General features: G+C 71.4%; 13 protein-coding genes. 8 read left to right on the plus strand and 5 right to left on the minus strand.

Annotation, left to right across the window (positions count from 1 at the left end; all coding sequences use genetic code 11):
- Positions 1 to 662 (plus strand): TetR/AcrR family transcriptional regulator (locus D7X55_RS24200; RefSeq protein ID WP_147470191.1); only part of this gene is annotated, 662 nt, incomplete at its 5' end.
- Between the two features lie 46 nt (positions 663 to 708).
- On the opposite strand, the gene D7X55_RS24205 is transcribed toward D7X55_RS24200, so the two are convergent.
- The 3 genes from D7X55_RS24205 to D7X55_RS24215 all read right to left on the minus strand — a co-directional run bounded on the left by D7X55_RS24205 (position 709) and on the right by D7X55_RS24215 (position 3,596).
- Positions 709 to 1,683 (minus strand): metallophosphoesterase, encoded by a 975-nt coding sequence (locus D7X55_RS24205; RefSeq protein ID WP_120549837.1) that lies wholly within the window; start codon positions 1,681 to 1,683, stop codon positions 709 to 711.
- Positions 1,684 to 1,735: 52 nt separating this feature from the next.
- A complete protein-coding gene (locus tag D7X55_RS24210; protein WP_120549838.1) occupies positions 1,736 to 2,089 on the minus strand; it encodes a hypothetical protein in 354 nt (117 codons plus the stop codon).
- 127 nt (positions 2,090 to 2,216) lie between these two features.
- Positions 2,217 to 3,596 (minus strand): hypothetical protein, encoded by a 1,380-nt coding sequence (locus tag D7X55_RS24215; RefSeq protein WP_121724315.1) that lies wholly within the window; start codon positions 3,594 to 3,596, stop codon positions 2,217 to 2,219.
- Positions 3,597 to 3,663: 67 nt separating this feature from the next.
- Between D7X55_RS24215 and D7X55_RS24220 the strand changes: the two genes are divergently transcribed.
- The gene (locus D7X55_RS24220) at positions 3,664 to 4,122 is read left to right on the plus strand and encodes a YaiI/YqxD family protein (RefSeq protein ID WP_121724316.1); all 459 of its coding nucleotides are present in this window, start codon (positions 3,664 to 3,666) and stop codon (positions 4,120 to 4,122) included.
- Between the two features lie 12 nt (positions 4,123 to 4,134).
- Here D7X55_RS24220 and D7X55_RS24225 read toward each other — a convergent pair whose 3' ends face one another.
- Together D7X55_RS24225 and D7X55_RS24230 are read right to left on the minus strand one after the other, a co-directional pair.
- A complete protein-coding gene (locus D7X55_RS24225) occupies positions 4,135 to 4,620 on the minus strand; it encodes a hypothetical protein (protein WP_120549841.1) in 486 nt (161 codons plus the stop codon).
- 114 nt (positions 4,621 to 4,734) lie between these two features.
- A complete protein-coding gene (locus tag D7X55_RS24230) occupies positions 4,735 to 6,057 on the minus strand; it encodes an amidohydrolase (protein ID WP_121724317.1) in 1,323 nt (440 codons plus the stop codon).
- A 251-nt stretch (positions 6,058 to 6,308) separates the two neighbouring features.
- On the opposite strand from D7X55_RS24230, the gene D7X55_RS24235 reads away from it, so the two are divergent.
- From D7X55_RS24235 to D7X55_RS24260, 6 genes are all read left to right on the plus strand, one after another.
- Complete coding sequence (locus tag D7X55_RS24235) at positions 6,309 to 6,929, plus strand: outer membrane beta-barrel protein (RefSeq protein ID WP_121724318.1); 621 nt, start codon at positions 6,309 to 6,311, stop codon at positions 6,927 to 6,929.
- A 7-nt stretch (positions 6,930 to 6,936) separates the two neighbouring features.
- Positions 6,937 to 8,742, plus strand: coding sequence for a fatty acyl-AMP ligase (locus D7X55_RS24240; protein WP_121724321.1), 1,806 nt, complete (start codon positions 6,937 to 6,939; stop codon positions 8,740 to 8,742).
- A 1,005-nt stretch (positions 8,743 to 9,747) separates the two neighbouring features.
- Positions 9,748 to 10,872, plus strand: a complete 1,125-nt coding sequence (locus tag D7X55_RS24245) for an acyltransferase (RefSeq protein WP_121724319.1) — start codon at positions 9,748 to 9,750, stop codon at positions 10,870 to 10,872.
- An 87-nt stretch (positions 10,873 to 10,959) separates the two neighbouring features.
- Positions 10,960 to 11,700: a YqjF family protein gene (locus D7X55_RS24250; RefSeq protein WP_121724320.1), complete on the plus strand. Its 741-nt coding sequence runs from the start codon at positions 10,960 to 10,962 to the stop codon at positions 11,698 to 11,700.
- Positions 11,701 to 11,746: 46 nt separating this feature from the next.
- A complete protein-coding gene (locus D7X55_RS24255) occupies positions 11,747 to 12,169 on the plus strand; it encodes a DUF2089 domain-containing protein (RefSeq protein ID WP_120549846.1) in 423 nt (140 codons plus the stop codon).
- Between the two features lie 4 nt (positions 12,170 to 12,173).
- The coding region (locus D7X55_RS24260) for a hypothetical protein (protein ID WP_199747109.1) at positions 12,174 to 13,072 on the plus strand (899 nt) is incomplete at its 3' end.

Genomic DNA, 13,072 nt, shown 5'->3' on the forward strand with positions numbered 1-13,072 from the left:
GTCCCCCGCCGTCCCGTCGCAGGGCGCCCCGTCAGGAGCGGGCGCAGGCCACGGTTGACGCCATCCTCACCGCGACCGCTCGCGTTCTGCTCAGGGACGGCTACGAGGCCGCGAGCACGAACCGCATCGCCCAGGAGGCGGGGGTGAGCGTGGGCTCGCTGTACCAGTACTTTCCCAGCAAGGAGGGGCTGGTGACGGCGCTGATGGAGCAGCACCGTGCGCGCTCGCTGGCGGACTTCGAGACAGGGCTGACGTCGCTGGCCGGGCAGCCGCTGCCGGTGGCGATGCGCGCGCTCATCCGGCAGGTGCTCGCGGTGAAGCGGGAGAACCCGCGCCTGAACCAGGTGCTGCATGAGCTGATGCCACGGATGCGGCAGTGGGGGCTGTCGGATGTGTACTCGCAGCGGCTGCACCGGATGGTGCGGGCGTTCCTCGCGCCGCGCTTCGAGGACCTGCGCCCCCGGAACCTGGACATGGCGGTCTTCATCCTGGTGAACGCGGTGGAGGCGCTGTGCCACACGGCGCTGACGGACCGGCCGGAGTACGTGGAGGACGACGCGTTCGTGGAGGAGATCGCCGCCCTGGCGATTGGCTACCTGCGGCCGGAGCCGGCCCTGGCGCGTCCCCGGCGCGCGACGCGGGAGCGGGTGGCCCGGATGTGACGGGCACCCCGTCCTTCCGCGAGGTCGGTGTTTCGGTGAGGAGGCGCTACTTCGTGCCCGTCTTCGCCTCGGGGCGCGGGGCCGGCGCGGCGGCCTTGGGCGTGGTGAGCAGGGGCACGCGGCCTTCCGGATAGATGGCGGTGAGGCGGTCGCCGCGAAGCTCCAGCGCGGCCAGGTGGCGGCCGTAGTGGGTGCTCAGCCCCGTGTCGATGACGATGACGCGGCCCCCGAAGCGGAGGGTGAGCCGGCCGTCCTTCGACGGCGTGTGGCCCATCACCATGCGGCGGGCGCCGAAGCGCTCCAGCACCTGGGTGAGGCCCGCGTCCCACTTCGCCTCGTCATCGAGCGCGTAGCCGCGGAACCACACCGGGCCCTGCGGATCCACGCCGCCGCCCGGCGCCTGTCCCGGCGTCAGGTCCTGCCACACCCAACGGTTCACCTCCTCCAGCGTGGTGCCGGGGACGGTGGGCGCCAGGCCTCCGTGCAGGAAGAGCGTGCCGTTGATGCGGATGACAGCCGGATGCGAGCGCAGCCACTTCCCATAGCGCCCGTCCGCGGCGTAGGCGGCGGCGTGGCCGCGCAGGCCCTTGGGCTCTCCCGGACCGTCCGGCGTGGGGGACTGATCCGCGAAGGAGGCGAACTCGCCGGGCGTGACGTAGCGCAGGTCCCCGCGCATGTTCATCAGCTCGTGGTTGCCCAGGAGCGGGTGCACGCGGCCGCCGGCCTTGCGCGCCTCGGTCTCCAGGCGCATGAGCAGTTCGAAGGCGTCGCGGGTGTGGTCGCCACGGTCGGGCAGGTCCCCGGTCTGCACCAGGTGCGCCTTGCCGCCAATCCAGCGGTCCTTCGCGTCGATGAGGCCCGCCAGCCGCAGCACCTCCTTCAGCGCGTCCACGTCGCCGTGCACGTCCGCCACGGCGACGATGCGCTCCACGCCCTGGAAGACGAAGGGGTCCTGCGGCTTCGGGGCGGCGGCACCCGCGAGCGCGGGAAGGAGCAGCAGGGACAGGAGAACGGGACGCACGGGCTTGCCTCCTTCAAAGGGGGCGCAAGCCTATCGCACGTCCCGCCCGGGCCTACGCGTTCGCCGCGGCGTAGATGTCCAGCAGCGTGATGCCCGCGACGGCGCCGGTGGCGGCGAGCAGGCGGCCCTTGCGCACGCCCGGCTCACGCAGGCCCTTGCCCATGGTGGCCAGGTCCAGCGCGTCACCGGCCACGCGCGCCCACAGCCACGGGCGCTTCTTCGCGGGGCTCAAGAGGGCCACGCCCGCGGCCAGCTCCCGCGCGCCGTAGCCGCGCACCAGCTTGTCTCCGCGCGAGATGCCGAAGAACCGGAGCAGGTTCCACGCTCCCAGCAACTCGGTAACGCCCAGGCCCACGCTGAACCAGCCCAGCGCGCGCGGCAGCTTGCTCTTCACCTTCTTCGCCATGACACCGCCTCCTCGGAAGCAGAAAGGTCCGGAGGAAAGCTGGAGGCGTCCCAGGCGCGCGCCAAGACCCTCGGCGGGCTGGCCCCTGACGCATCCTGGAAGGCAGGCAGCCGGCAGAGCCCCTGCCCTACTGGGGGTTGCCGCGGAAGCGGGCCGGGATGGCGCGCAGGAACTGCGGATCCTTCCAGTCCCAGCAGCGCTCCGGCGCGCTGTCCACATTCACCGGGAAGGAGTTCCACATGTGCACGTCGTAGGACGTGGACGCGCGCCAGTGGAAGAAGACGCTGAACGCGGCCGTCACGGCGAGCACGCCCGCCAGCACGCGATGCTGGCGCGGCGCCTCCACGACGTGCTGCACGGGGAACGCGAGGAAGAGGACGAGGTAGGGCAGCACGTCCGTGAAGAAGCGGGGCCCCACGGAGTGCCCCGCCCACCAGATGGGGAACGCGGAGATGGCCACCCAATGCAGGAGCACGATGACGGCGAAGGCCTTCTCATACGGCTCCAGCTGCTTGCCGCGCCACCGCTGGACGAACCCCACGCCCGCGAGCACCAGGAACGGCGAATAGACGAGCAGCCCGCGCGACGGGCTCACCAGGTTCGCGGCCAGCGCCATGAAGAAGCTCGACGCCGAGGCATCCAGCGGATGCGTGTAGTACGGCGACAGGAGCGAGCCGTAGAGGTGGAGGTTGTACCCGCAGAAGGGCACCGCCACCAGCACCGCGCCCGCGAAGTAGGCGGGCAGCAGCCGGCGGAAGCGCAGGAGGAAGTACGCGGTGACGACGACCACGGTGATGGAGTGCGTGGGCCGGCACACGTACGCGAGCGCCACCGCGAGCCCCGCGAGGAACGCCGTGCGCGCCGTCTGCGCGGGCCGCGCCAGCATCCACACGACGCAGGCGATGGCGAGCAGTCCAGGGCCGTGCTGCCAGAGGACGCGGCTGGCGGTGGAGTACGCCGTCGTCCCCAGCGCGAAGAGCAGCACCGTGACGAGCGCCGCGCGGGCGGACACGCGCTTTCGCAGCACGACGAGCAGCACGCCCGCCGCGGCGCACACGTAGAACGACGCGATGAGCTGTTCGGTGCGGTGGAAGGAGCCCAGGTCCACCTTCCCGGTGCTCTGGAACAGCTCCAGCCACGCCAGCGCCGCCGCGCCGGGGGCGCCCAGGTGCGCGAGCAGCGGCCGGCCCAGCGAGAACACCCCTTCCGCGAGCGCGAGGAGCGGGAGCGCGGAGACCATCACCCCGGGCGGATACTCGTAATACGTGCGGCCGCCATAGACGGCCCGGGCGTACGCGGTCGCCTGGTTGAACGAGGGCGCGTACTCGTCCAGGTCGGCGTTGCCCTCGTGGAGGATGCTGGCCGCGGAGGGAATGGACCACAGCGAGTCCGTCTGCATCTGCACCTGGCTCGCGGTGTAGACCGCGAACAACCCCAGGCACAGCAGCCAGGCCGCGAGGGACGAAGCCGCGAGGTCGCGGCGGGACGGTGATGGCTCCGGAAGCACGGAGCCGCTTCTAGCGAATCCGCGCGGCCCACGTCACGCGGAGGGCAAAATCAGCGAGGATGGCCGCATGAAAATCTGGGTCGATGCCGATGCGTGTCCGGGGCCCGTGCGGGACATCCTGCTGCGCGCCGTGCAGCGCGTGAAGGTGCCCATCGTCTTCGTGGCGAACAAACCCCTGTCGCTGCCGCGTCTGGCGTACGTGTCCACCGTGCAGGTGGGCGCGGGGCTGGACGTGGCGGACCGCCACATCGCCACGTCCGCGCAAGAGGGCGACCTCGCCGTCACGCAGGACATCCCGCTGGCCGCGCTGCTCGTCCCCAAGGGCGTCGTGGTGATGGACCCGCGCGGAGAGCTCTTCACGCCGGAGACCATCGACGAGCGCCTGTCGATGCGGAACTTCATGCAGGAGCTGCGCGACAGCGGCGTGAACACGGGCGGCCCCGGCGGCTTCTCACCGCAGGACCGCCAGCAGTTCGCCGCGACGCTGGACCGGGAGCTGACCCGGCTGGTGAAGCAGCAGGGCTGAGGTGGCCCCTGCCTAGTGACCGGCGCCGCCGCTGCCCTCCGCGGGAGGCGTGCCCGTGGACGGCGACACGGGGCTCGTGCCGATGCCCTTGTTGCGGTTCCAGGCCTCCGGCGTGATGTCCAGGCGCGCGCCCGGGTTCTGCGACGGCGCGGCCTCCGGCGCCAGGTTGTCCACGTCCCGCATGTCGATGCTGCCGGAGCCGCCGGTGCCCACCTCGTTGATGTCCACGCATTCGAAGTCCTCGCGATTCGAGGACCGCTCGATGCCCGTGCCGCCGGTGGCCTCCGCGTTGGCCTGGGCCTCGGCGCCGACGTCGCCGTAGAAGTTCATGCCATGGGCGCGCAGCATCTCCTGCGTGCGCGGGGACTCCTCCGAGTCCCAGGACATCTCGTCACTGGCGAACGCCTTGGCCGGTGACTCCTGCGGCACGGAGGTGGTCTGCGTGGCACAGCCGCCCAGCAGGAGCGCGGTCATCGAGGCCATGAGCGGAAGCTTCATCAGCGTGTCCTCCGGAAGTGTCGTCCGTCACTCAAGGTGGAGGCACTTGCGTCCGGGGCAAGCGACGAGGAAGCCGCCGGGCCAGCGACCCCGTTCCAGGCCGCGGCCCTTGCCTCAGTGGTCCCCGGGGCCTCCGCCCCCATGCAGGCAGGCCAGCGCCGCCACGGTGAGCGACTCGCATCCCATGCGCAGCGAGCCCGCCCTGTCCGGGGCATAGAAGCCGGAGTGTGGCCCCGGCACATGCGCCACCTTCTCCATGGGCGTCGCGCCCCGCGCCGCGTCCCAGGTCTTCCGGGGCGTGATGCCCACGAACCAGTACGCCGTGGGCACCGGGTGCTCCGGCCCCCGCGCGAAGTAGGGGAAGTCCTCGCTCGCGGTGCCGAGCACGCCCGGCACCAGCGCCTCGCGTCCGAACCACTCCGCGTGCGCGTCCCGGACGCGGCCCATGAGCGCAGGGTCGTTGCGGTTCACCGGGCCCTGGTTCAGCACCTCCACCAGGGGAGGCTTCGGCGCGCCCGCCGCCGCGGCCTCTCCCTTCGCGATGCGCTCGATGGCGGCGAGCACGCGCGAGCGCACCCCGTCGTCCTCCGTCCGCACCGTCACCTCCAGCAGCGCCTCGTCCGGAATCACGTTGGCGCGCGAGCCCGCCTGGAAGTGGCCCACCGTCACCACCGCCGCCTCCAGCGGAGACAGCTCGCGCGACACGATGGTCTGCAGGCGCAGCACCACGCTGGCCCCCAGCACCACCGGATCCACGGACAGCTCCGGCTGCGCCCCGTGCGCGCCCCGGCCGAAGAGGCGCACGCGCACCTGCGTGGCGCCCATCATCGCCACGCCGTCGCGGTGCATGAAGGTGCCCACCGGCAGCGGCGCGGTGTGCTGGCCCAGCACGGCGTCCGGCGTGCCGAAGCGCGCGTAGAGGCCCGCGTCCAGCATCGCCTTCGCGCCCGTGAGGGTCTCCTCCGCCGGCTGCCCCACCACCATCACCGTGCCGCGCCACGCGTCGCGCGAGCGCGCCAGCACCGCCGCCGTGCCCACCAGGCACGCGGTGTGGACGTCATGACCGCACGCGTGCATCACCGGCTCGCCGGCTTCCGTCCGCACGCGGCTCGCGTAGGACAGCCCCGTCTTCTCCTCCACGGGCAGCGCGTCCATGTCCCCGCGCAAGAGCACCGTGGGCCCGTCGCCGTTGCGCAGCAGGCCCACCACGCCGTGGCCGCCGACGTTCCGGGTCACCTCGTAGCCCTCCGCCTCCAGCCGCCGCGCCACCTGGGCGGCCGTGCGCGCTTCCTGGCCGGACAGCTCCGGGTGTTCGTGCAGGTCTCCGTAGAGCGCGTCCACGTCTGGCAATACAGAGTCCAGCTGCGCGAGGACGCGCCGGGCGCGGGCCTTGAGACCTGAAGGAGTGGAGGGGGTTGTCACGGCGGCGTCGTTCATGGCGGTGTGCTCCCGTCCCGGACGCGAGGGGGAGAATCGGAGTGTCCGGGTACCGCTCAAGGTGGAAGCCGCGCGCGGAGCTTCACAGGGGGCTTCCGCCAGGGAGGGAGACAGGGGCCCGGCCTCGTGCGCCATCCGCCCCGCCCTCCGGGGCACCGTGGGCCTTCGAGGCACCGCCTGTCCGTTCGTTGTTCGCCCCTCCCCCCAAGGCCACCTTCTGGCTGCGCACGCGACACATGGAGGGAGCGGTCATGAAGCGAGGCATCGCGCTGGGGCTCTGCCTGGTGGGACTGACGGGTGGCGCCGCCAGGGCCCAGGATCCACCGCCGGACGCACCCACGCGGATGGGCCGGGTGGATTGGCAGGGGCCCTACTTCCTCCTGGGGCTGGGCGTGGAGGGCTACACGGGCAAGCTCGCGCCCAACGTGGATCCGGGGCCGTCGTACGGCGTCGTCGTGGGCTACCGCGCCAATGACTACCTGGGCCTGGAGCTGGGCTACAGCGGCGGTGTGAACGGCCTGTCCGTCGCGAACAGCTCCGCGACCTTCGGCACGCCGGACATCGTCCGCAATGGCGGGCAGGCGGCGGTCACCATTGGCTTCACGCACACCCGGCTGCAGCCCTACGTGCTTGGAGGCGTCGGCGTCGAGCGCTACTCGATACGCGAGGGCAACTTCTTCCGGTTCTTCGACGACACCGGAGGCTACGCGCCCGTGGGCGCGGGGGTGCGTTTCAAGATCAACCCCCAGCTCACGGCCGAGGTGCGGGGCAGCTACAGCTTCCTCTTCAGCCAGGACTTCGCGTCCACGTTGAACCCCGGCGCGGGGGACGGCCGCTACTCGGGCCTGCTGATGATTGGCGGCAGCTATTGAGGTGCGCATGTCCGCCACGTGGGTCGACCTGCTCGACGAGCGAAGCCGCTGTGCCGGGGAGCCGCGCCTCTACACCTTCCTGGAGGACGACGCGGAGGTGACGCTCACCCGGGGCGAGCTGGCGTCGAGCGCCCACCGCATCGCCGCCGCGCTCCAGTCGCTCGCGGCCCGGGGCGAGCGCGCGGTCCTGCTCTATCCCCCGGGCGCGGACTACCTGCGCGGGTTCTTCGGGTGCGTGTGCTCGGGGCTGGTGGCGGTGCCGGCGTATCCGCCGGACCCCTCCAGGCTGGAGCGCACCCTGCCCCGCCTGCGCGCGCTCATCGCGGACTCCGGAGCCACGGTGGTGCTCACCACGTCCTTCATCCTGTCCATGGCGGAGTTCCTCTTCGCGGACGCGCCGGAGCTGCGCGCGTTGGAGTGGGTGGCGACGGACGCGCTGGAGGCGGACGGCGCGGCGTGGAAGCGGCCGGACGTGACAGCCGGCACGCTGGCGTTCCTCCAGTACACGTCAGGAAGCACCGGGACGCCCCGGGGCGTGATGCTCAGCCACGGCAACCTGCTGCACAACCTGGGGGCCATCCGCCGCGCCTTCCAGACGCATGACGGCAGCGTGGGCGTCATCTGGCTGCCGCCGTACCACGACATGGGGCTCATTGGAGGCGTGCTGGTGCCGCTGGCGCAGGGCTTCCACACGGCGCTGATGTCGCCGCTGACATTCCTCCGCAGGCCACGCGCGTGGTTGGAGGCGCTGACCCGCTTCGGAGGCACCATCAGCGGCGGCCCCAACTTCGCGTTCGACCTGTGCGTGCGGCGCATCCCGCCCGCGGAGCGCGAGGGGCTGGACCTGAGCCGCTGGGAGGTGGCGTTCTGCGGCGCGGAGCCCATCCGGCCGGACACGCTGGAGCGCTTCACGAGGGCCTTCGCGCCCCACGGCTTCCGGCGCGAGGCCTTCTATCCCTGCTACGGCCTGGCGGAAGGGACGCTCATCGTCACGGGAGGCGCGAAGGAGTCCGCGCCCATCCTGCGCGACGTGGACGCGTCCGCGCTGGAGGCAGGCATCGCGCTGTCGCCCGCGGGCACGGTCCGGACGCTGGTGGGAAGCGGAGTGACGCTGCCGGATCAATCCCTGTGCATCGTGGATCCGGACACAGGCCGCGTCCTGCCACCGGGAGCGGTGGGCGAGGTCTGGGTGAAGGGCCCCAGCGTGGCGAGAGGCTACTGGAGGCGCGAGGAGGAGTCCGCGCGGGTGTTCCAGGCCAGGACCCCGGAAGGTGACGGGCCCTATTTGAGGACAGGGGATCTGGGCTTCCTGGACGCCGGAGAGCTGTACGTCACGGGTCGGGAGAAGGACCTGATCATCGTGCGAGGCCGGAACCTGTACCCGCAGGACCTGGAGGCGGTGATGGAGGAGAGCCACCCCGCGCTCAGACCTGGATGCGGCGTGGCGTTCGGAGTGGAGGTGCAGGGAGAGGAGCGCCTCGTCGTGGTGCAGGAGGTGGATCCCCGCCGCTGGGACGGCGAAGCGGCACCGGTGCTGGGAGCCATCCGGGGAAGGCTGGCGACGGTGAACGAGGTGCGGCCCCACGCGGTGGTACTCATCGAACCGGGGAGCCTGCCGAAGACCTCCAGCGGCAAGGTGAGGCGGAGGGCCACGAGGGAGGCGTTCCTCACCGGAGCGCTGCGCGAGCTGCACGCCTGGTGCATGACCGCGATGAACGGCACGGACACGTCCGGAGGGCCCACGGCCCTGGAGTTCCGGGTCCTGGCACGAGTGCCGGCGCGACTGAAGGACCTGGATGCACAGCCGCCTTGAACGACGGGTTCGCTAGCGGAGCGAAGGCAAGCACCGACCCAGCCATCCCCAAGGTCCGCCTCCCGCCCGGCACGGTCCAAAACCTGTCCGACTGTCCGACAGGTTTCCGCCGGTCCAGGCAAAGAGGCCGCCGCCCCCGAGCCGCAGCGCTCAAAACCTGTCCGACTGTCCGACAGGCTCCACGAGGCCTGGGCGAAGTGAGCATCCATCGCGGTTCTCCAAACCGGTCCGACTGTCCGACAGGTTCCAGCGGCCGGGAGGAAGCGGGACGAATCACCCGCCCCGGTCCGCAGAAGCGGCCCGACAGTCCGACAGGGGATTGCCGCTCGGATGGCAGGGGCTCCCCTCGCCTCGGCTCTCAAGGCCGGTCCGACAGTCCGACAAGTTCTCGCGGACCGCGTGACAGCGGCGCCTCCCCCGTCCCGGTACTCAGAGCCAGTCCAACTGTCCGACCGGTTTTTCGCCACTCGGGTGGAAGGGGCGCCCCTCGCCTCGGCTCTCGAACCTGCCCGACTGTCCGACAGGTTCTCGCCGAATGGCGGCAGGGGGCTCTTGCCGCCTTGGTTCTTAGAACCGGTCCGACTGTCGGACCGGTTTTGCTTCCTGGCGGATGGGGGCCCGCCCCGTCTCCGCAGTGGTTCTCAGAACCTGTCCGGCTGTCCGACAGGTTTTCGCTGCTCGGGCGGAAGGGGGGCTCTTCGCCCGGTTCTCGGAACTGGTCCGACTGTCGGACAGGTTTTCGCTGCTCGGGCGGCGGGGGCGGCCTTCCAACCTCGGCTCTTGCGCCGGTCTGACTGTCGGACAGGTTTTTGCGGTGCGCCGCCGACGGGCGTTTCCCTTGGGTTCTTACCTTCTCATCTCGATGGACACGGCTGTCGCTCGGACGGAGCGCATCCGCTTGGATGCCTGGCGGCGTGTCTCTGGCGGCTCGGAGGTGTCCTGCTAGCATCGGGCGCATCCCCCCGCTGAAAGCTGACTCCGCTGAACGCCACCGAACCGCGCCACATGGCCGGCCTGGACCTGCTCCGGTGCCTGGCCATCCTCGTCGTTGTCGTCTTCCACTACCCCCGTCCCCAGGGCCACGACGTCTACCAGGCGTTCGCCAATTTCGGGTGGACGGGCGTGGAGCTGTTCTTCGTGCTCAGCGGCTTCCTCATCGGCTCGCAGCTGATGGAGCCGGTGTCGCGCGGTGAGACGCCTTCGCTCCGGCGCTTCTACCTGCGGCGGGCGCTGCGCATCCTTCCGTCGTTCCTCGTCGTGCTGGGCCTGTACCTCTTCGTGCCGGCCTGGGCTGAACAACCCGTGGTGACGCCCGCGTGGCGCTTCCTCACCTTCACCCAGAACTTCGGCCTGCGCCGCAATGGCTTCTCCCACGCGTGGTCGCTTTGCGTGGAGGAACACTTCTACCTGGTGCTCCCGCTCACCGTGCTCGCGCTGCGTGGACGCCTCCGAGCGCCGTCACTCCTCGCGCTCGCGGGAGGCGTGATGCTGGGCGGCATGCTCCTGCGCGGCGGGCTGTGGATGAGCTTCTTCTCCACGCTCGGACCGGGGGGCCCGGCGTGGCGTGATTACGACAAGCTGCTCTACTACCCGACGTACGCGCGGCTCGATGGGCTGACGTGCGGCGTGATGCTCGCGGCCCTGCGCGTCTTCCGGCCCGCGGCCTGGGAGCGCTGGACGCGCGGCGGCCGTGCACGGGGGCTGGCGGCCGTGGGGCTCGCGTGCCTGGGCGGCGTGCTCTTCATCAACGAGGAGCACTACCGCTACCTCCCCTATGTCCTGCTGTCCTTCCCCTTGGCCTCGATAGGCTTCGCGGCGCTGCTGATGTCGCTGGCGGGCCCCACGGCCTCGCGCGTCTGTGCCCGCATCCCGGGCATGAAGGCCTTCGCGGTCCTGAGCTTCACCGTCTACCTGGTGCACAAGGCCGTGCAGCACGGGGTGCGCGACGCGCTGGAGCCGCATGGCATGGACGCGTTCCATGTCGTCACGGTGCTGGGCGGCGCCGTGGCGGTGCTGCTCGCGTCGCTCGCGCTGCACCATGGCGTGGAGCGCCCCGCGCTGAAGTGGCGCGAGCGGCTGGAGCGCAGGCTCGTGCCGAGGAAGCCCGAGCCCCGGCCCGCCGTCACCTGAAGTCCCCGCGCGCGCTTCTGCGCGACAGAAGCCACGCAAGGGGGTGACCCTGGGCCCGGGCGGCGCGTGCGCGCTAGACCTTGCGGCATGCGCCCCTTCCTGACGGCGACGTGGCGGTACCTGCTGATGCTCAACTACGAGGTGGATCCGGCGGTGCTGCGGCCCCTCGTCCCCCGTGGCACGGAGCTCGACGCGTGGCAGGGCCGCACGTTCGCGAGCATGGTCGGCTTCCGCTTCCTCGACACGCGCGTGCGGGGACTCGCGGTGCCGCTCCACCGGGACTTCGATGAGGTGAACCTGCGCTTCTACGTGCGCCGCCTGGGCCCGGAAGGCTGGCGGCGCGGCGTGGTCTTCGTGCGCGAAATCGTGCCCCGGTGGGCCATCGCCACCGTGGCGCGCGTCCTCTACAACGAGCCCTACGTCGCGCTGCCCATGCGCCACGCCGTGAGCATGGACGGCGCGGACTCCGGCGCGCCCGGCCACGTCGAGTACGCCTGGAAGTCCCACGGCCGCTGGCACCAGCTGTCGGCCCGGACGCTCGGCACGCCGGCCGAGAGCGCCCCCGGCTCCCAGGAGGAGTTCATCACCGAGCACTACTGGGGCTACACCGCCCAGCGCGACGGCGGCTGCGCCGAGTACCGCGTGGAGCACCCGCGCTGGACCGTCTGGCGCGCCCAGGAGACCGCCTTCGACTGCGACGTGGCCCGCTTCTACGGCCCCGCCTTCTCCGAATGCCTCCGGGGCACGCCCCACTCCGCCTTCATCGCCACCGGCTCGGAAGTGGCCGTCTTTCCTGGAAATGAACTCCCGCCCTTGCGGACCCCGTAGAAATCAATATTCTCAAACCAGAAATTGATTTTCTGAAGAACCACCTATGACGACCTCCAAGTCCACCTGGCCCCTGCCCACCCGCTGCCCCGTCTGTGGAGGCGGCACCGTCATCGAACGGGTGCGCTGCGACGGGTGCGCGTCCGCGGTGGAGGGGCGCTTCACGACGGGCTGGGTGCAGCAGCTGTCGCCGGAGCAGCTCGCGTTCGTGCGCGTGTTCATGGCGTGCCGGGGGAAGATCAAGGACGTGGAGCAGGCGCTGGGCCTCTCCTATCCGACGGTGGTGGCGCGGCTGGACGACGTGGTGGAGGCCCTGGGCCACGCGCCCGGAGGGCCTCCGCCTCCTCCCGCGCCGCCTTCGCCCCGGGAGCGCGGTTCGCCGCGCCGGGCGCAGATTCTCGATGACCTCGCGGCCGGGCTCATCGACGCGGACGAGGCCGCTCAACGTCTCAAGAAGACCCGGGAGTAAGCCCATGATGGACTCCGAAGTCCCGCCGTCCTCCGACGCCTCGTCTTCCTCGCGTGACGGCACCCAGCGCCACGCGCTTCCGTGGGGGCAGCACGCGGAGCTGGTGCTGCACGCGCCCGCCGCCACGCTCGTGGTGTCGCCGCTGCCGGAGGGAGAGAAGCCCTACCTGGTGACGCACGGCCGGGTGGAGGCGCGCATCCAGGAGCGCGGCCGGGTGACCCAGGTGGAGCTGGTGCCGTGCGAGGCGGGCTTCCTGTCGCTGTTCTGGCGCCACGGCGGGCAGGCGGAACTCTTCGTGCCGCCCGACGTGCGCGCGAAGCTCCTGCTGGACGCGGGCGCCGTGCGCATCGCGGGCCTGAAGGACTGCGAGCTGGAGCTGTCCACCGACGCGGGCACGGCGAGCCTGCGCGACGTGCACGGAAAACTGACCCTGCGCACGGGCGCGGGCCGCATCATCGGCGAGCGAGTGGGAGGGACATTCCACGTCCATGCCGCCGCGGGCGCGGTGAAGCTGGACGTGGACGCGCTGGACGTGGGCGAGCACCGCATCGGGACGCAGGTGGGCGCGGTGGAGCTGCGCCTGGTGTCCGGGCTGGACGTGAACATCTCCGCCCATACGTCGCTGGGCTCCACGCAGACGCGCTACCCGTCCAATCCCCAGGCGGCCACGACCCTCCTGATGGAGACGGAGCTGGGCTCGGTGCGCATCCGCGAGTCGAACCGTTCACACGGCGAGGACGCGGAGGCCTGGGAGGAGGACTCGCTGCGCTGGCAGCGTCAGGCGGAGCGCTGGCAGCGCCGCGCCGAGCGCCACGCCAACCAGTGGGCCCACGCGTGGGCGAACTCGTGGGGCGCGCCGGCCTGGGCAGGCCCGGGCTCCCGGCACCACCGGCCGCAGCCCCC

Source organism: Corallococcus sp. AB049A, from assembly GCF_003668885.1.
Classification (GTDB): domain Bacteria; phylum Myxococcota; class Myxococcia; order Myxococcales; family Myxococcaceae; genus Corallococcus; species Corallococcus interemptor.